Source organism: Atribacter sp. (genome assembly GCF_035418125.1).
Taxonomy (GTDB): domain Bacteria; phylum Atribacterota; class Atribacteria; order Atribacterales; family Atribacteraceae; genus Atribacter; species Atribacter allofermentans.
Map to the genome: position 1 here is coordinate 2575 of NZ_DAOLQM010000109.1, position 4199 is coordinate 6773.

General features: G+C 39.9%; 5 protein-coding genes. 3 read left to right on the top strand and 2 right to left on the bottom strand.

All coding sequences use genetic code 11. The features are described from left to right. Positions 1-45: 45 nt before the first annotated feature. The 3 genes from PLK24_RS06660 (at position 46) to PLK24_RS06670 (ending at position 2574) form a co-directional block, all read left to right on the top strand. On the top strand, positions 46-642 hold the full coding sequence (locus PLK24_RS06660; RefSeq protein WP_324477505.1) for a hypothetical protein: 597 nt from the start codon (positions 46-48) through the stop codon (positions 640-642). A gap of 87 nt (positions 643-729) precedes the next feature. After that, the gene (arsB, locus tag PLK24_RS06665; RefSeq protein WP_324477507.1) at positions 730-1785 is read left to right on the top strand and encodes an ACR3 family arsenite efflux transporter; all 1056 of its coding nucleotides are present in this window, start codon (positions 730-732) and stop codon (positions 1783-1785) included. Positions 1786-1848: 63 nt separating this feature from the next. Continuing rightward, positions 1849-2574 carry a metallophosphoesterase family protein gene (locus PLK24_RS06670; protein WP_324477509.1) on the top strand — a complete coding sequence of 242 codons (726 nt, stop codon included), beginning with the start codon at positions 1849-1851 and terminating at the stop codon, positions 2572-2574. 99 nt (positions 2575-2673) lie between these two features. Here the strand turns inward: PLK24_RS06670 and arsM are convergent, their stop codons facing one another. Both arsM and PLK24_RS06680 read right to left on the bottom strand, forming a co-directional pair. Continuing rightward, entirely contained in the window at positions 2674-3516 is an 843-nt protein-coding gene (arsM, locus tag PLK24_RS06675) for an arsenite methyltransferase (RefSeq protein ID WP_324477511.1), read from the bottom strand. 144 nt (positions 3517-3660) lie between these two features. Then, on the bottom strand, positions 3661-4035 hold the full coding sequence (locus PLK24_RS06680; protein WP_324477513.1) for an ArsR/SmtB family transcription factor: 375 nt from the start codon (positions 4033-4035) through the stop codon (positions 3661-3663). Positions 4036-4199 lie beyond the last annotated feature (164 nt).

Below are 4199 nucleotides of genomic sequence, written 5' to 3' on the forward strand. Positions count from 1 at the left end.
TATCTTATCTATACTGCACCCTAATAAATAAAGGAGAGATTAAGAATGAAAAAAATGGTCTTGGTTATTCTTATTCTTTTTGTCGGTATTTTAATATTCAGTGCCTGGAGCTGTGCAGAAGACAAAGCTTGTAGTTGCGGTCAGACTCCACCGGTTGATAATTCTATTCCCGATATCAGCCAACCGACCATTCCGTCAAATCCGTCATCTCCGGATAATAACTCCCCCTCCGGAATCAAAAAGAGTTCCAGTTCGTCAAAAACCACCCTAGTCGATTATTCAGTCCTGACCATCACGCAATTTACTATCAAAGATAACCGGTACCGGGTGAATGGGATTACCGATTTGCCTTCCGGAACTCGTCTGGTTGTTTCGCTCAAAGCCAATCCTGAAACAACCTTCAACCTCCAAAAAATCATTGAAGTTCAGAATGGATCTTTCACCGCCTCCTTTCGAGTCACTCCAGATTTTCCCAATGAGGAGGAGAAATTACTGATTGAGGTCGTCTGTGATCCAAAAATTCAAAACATTAGCACCAGTAACCGCATTGATCGTTATGGGGAGAATTTGACAGGGGAGAAAATGATTCTTGTAGGCAAGGTGCAGATTCTAAAGGACACAAATATTTTTGATCTTAGTTAATTAATCATCAGGAAAAAATATCAATAAATGTTTTCATTAAACTTATCGTTTGGGTAATCACAGATTGAAAAGGGGAGAGAATCATTAATGAAAGAAAAGGACCGTTCTTTAGGTATTTTTGAAAAATATCTTACTCTGTGGGTTGCTCTCTGTATTCTATTAGGGGTTATGATAGGGCAGTGGATACCCGTTTTTCCTAAGGCAATGTCTAAACTCGAAGTCAGTCGAGTCTCGATCCCAGTAGCCATACTCATTTGGTTAATGATTTATCCAATGATGTTGCAGATCGATTTCGCCAGTATCAAGAGATCAATAAAAAAACCCAAAGGGCTGGTTATAACCCTTATTGTTAACTGGGCCATCAAACCCTTTACTATGCTCATGTTTTCTTGGCTTTTCTTAAAATTTATCTTTGCTCCCTATATTGGTCCTGTCCTGGGAAGCCAATACGTCGCCGGAGCTATCCTTCTTGGTGCAGCTCCATGTACCGCCATGGTCTTCGTCTGGAGCTATCTAACTAAAGGCGATCCGGCTTATACTCTCGTACAGGTGGCGATCAATGATTTGGTAATCCTCTTTCTCTATGCTCCCATTGTCATTTTCCAGCTTGGAGTGGCCCGGATCCAGATCCCTTATGACACTGTTCTCCTTTCGGTGGTGTTGTTTGTAGTGATACCGCTTAACTTAGGCTATTACACCCGCAAAAAACTTATTGAGAAAAAGGGACTGGAATGGTTTGAATCCAATTTTCTTCCCAGCTTGAAACCGTGGACCATCATCGGGCTTTTACTCACTTTAATTCTTCTTTTTTCATACCAGGGTGATGTTATTCTTAAGCAGCCTCTTCACATCCTGTTAATTGCCATTCCTCTGACTATTCAGACTTACGTTATTTTCTTTATTGGATATCTATGGGCTAAAAAATGGAAGCTTGAATATGCAGTCGCTGCTCCAGCTGGCCTTATTGGTGCCAGTAACTTCTTTGAACTGGCTGTTGCAGTTGCTATTTCTCTCTTTGGGTTGAGTTCCGGTGCGGCTCTGGCAACCGTTGTTGGAGTTCTTGAAGAAGTGCCGATAATGCTCAGCTTGGTCTTTATTGCCAATCGAACCCAACACTGGTTTCCAAAAGCTTCAAAAGTGTGAGTTGATAGAATTCTTTATAATTTGCCCAATATCTCTATTATTTTTAATAACTAGAGTGATACCATGAAAATTGCGGTTTTATCGGATATCCATTCGAATCTTCCGGCGCTGAAAGCCGTATTGCGAGATATTGAAAATCTCCAACCGGATAAAATGATCTGTTTAGGAGATTTAGTGGGATACGCGCCCTTCCCAAATGAGGTTGTCTCAATCATCCAATCACTCAATATCCCAGTTATTATGGGAAACTATGACCAGGGAGTTGGAAATGACCTGGATGATTGTGGGTGTGCGTATAGAACCGATGAAGAAAGAAGATTGGGAGTTATTTCTATCGAATGGACCAAAAAAATGACCACCTCGGAAAACAAAAGATATTTAAGAAATCTTCTCCCTCGCTATCAATTAACCCATGGATCCTATCAATTGCTTTTTGTTCATGGCAGCCCACGCCGAATCAATGAATACCTTTTTCCCGATCGACCCGACGAGAACCTTGTCCACACGATGATGAATGAGTCAGCTAATGTATTAATTTGTGGCCATACTCATCGTCCTTTTTCCCGCAAGGTCCAGGATGTTTGGTTTATCAATGATGGAAGCGTCGGACGTCCCAAAGATGGAGACTGGAGAGCGGGATGGGTGTTGCTTACCATTCTGGATAATCACGCTCTCCAAATCGAATTGAGAAGGTGTGAATACGATCTCGAAATTCTCAAAACTTCCTATGCAAATTCCAAGCTCCCAACCAAATATTATCTTGATCTTTTACCAAATAAAGTTTTGTAATAATGTACATACCCTTATCGATCATTGGATTAAGGAACTAATCGCAATTTCCAAATATTTTATAGAGACTTTGAGAATTATCTTCTTTACATCGCAAGACTATAGCTTCTTTGCAGTGACATTAAGACTCGTCACATAATCACCAGGTTTTGTCTCGGGGGGTAAGTGTTTGGAAATCTCAACGTATAAAGGATCAGACCAGGTGGACATTTGATCAATAAAATCAGAGTTCATTTTACAATCGACAATAAACAATCCAGCAGAGTGAATCATCTCCCTGGTTTCTTCAATTAATACTGCTCCCGCAATGCAGCCAACCAATGCTCTTACTGATTCTCGAACCGCTTCCGGCAATGGCTTCAAAAGCGCGAGATCGGAGACCGAAACTCGGCCACCCGGTTTCAATACCCGTGCTATTTCTCGCCAAACCTGGGCTTTATCCGGTGAGAGATTAATAACACAATTTGATATTACTACATCAATACTTTCATCCGCTATAGGCAGATGTTCAATCTCTCCCAGGCGAAATTCAACGTTATCCAAACCACTCAATGCTTTGAAGGAGAGGGTATTCCGTCGTGCCTTATCAACCATATCCGGTGTCATATCAACACCAATGACCCGCCCAGCAGATCCAACCTTTTTCGCTGAGATAAAGACGTCAAAACCACCACCAGCACCAAGATCCAGAACCACTTCTCCTGGTTGAAGTAAGGCAATCGCCACTGGATTACCACAAGATAATCCCATATTCGCTCCATCTGGAAGAATGGAAAGCTCTTCCTGTTGATACCCTAAGTTAGTTGCTACAAATTCAGCTGATGTATTCCCACAGCAGGATGATCCACAGCAGGATTTATCCTGTTGGGCAACCTCACCATATGCTTTACGGACAATTTCTCGCAGGTCATAATTATCAGACGAATTTTTTTGGTTATTCATTATAAACCTCCATTTAATCAACTATTTCTATGATCACAATATTCATCAAGTTAGTGATTTATTGGTGAATAGAAATTTATCTATCTCCAAATAGAATACGCAGAAGTTTTCATATTTAGATAAATTATTATCATCCTACCTCACTTAATGAGTGGTAGGTCCAGGTATACTTTGACACAACTCATCAAGTTTCATTTTTAGAATTTCCTGTAGTCTTTTATTGTCTTTCATAATAAGAGGGCTGGATCGATTCGATGTAATGGTCCAATTTATCGCCTGTAATATGAGTTCAGAAGGACTTTCATAGTTTATGTGATAGTAAGACCAACGGCCTTCTTTTCGTAAATCAACCAATCCGGCTTGTTTGAGTATCCATAAATGTTTGGATACTGTCGATGGTGCAAGTCCAAGGAGAACGATAAGCTGACAAACACATAATTCCCGACCGTCTAAAGCCAATAGGATCCGTACTCGATTTACATCAGAAAGCACTTTGGTTATGGTAATGAACTCTTTCAAATTCTATTCTCCATTTCGTTATTTCGAAAATTATAAAAATATACATTATTAAGTCAAGTCTATAGAATGATTAATTAATAAATTCTTGATATCCGTAATTCTATAGGTAGATTTATATTTATGAGTAGAATAAAATTTGAGAGGAGAGTAGTTAGAAATCAATT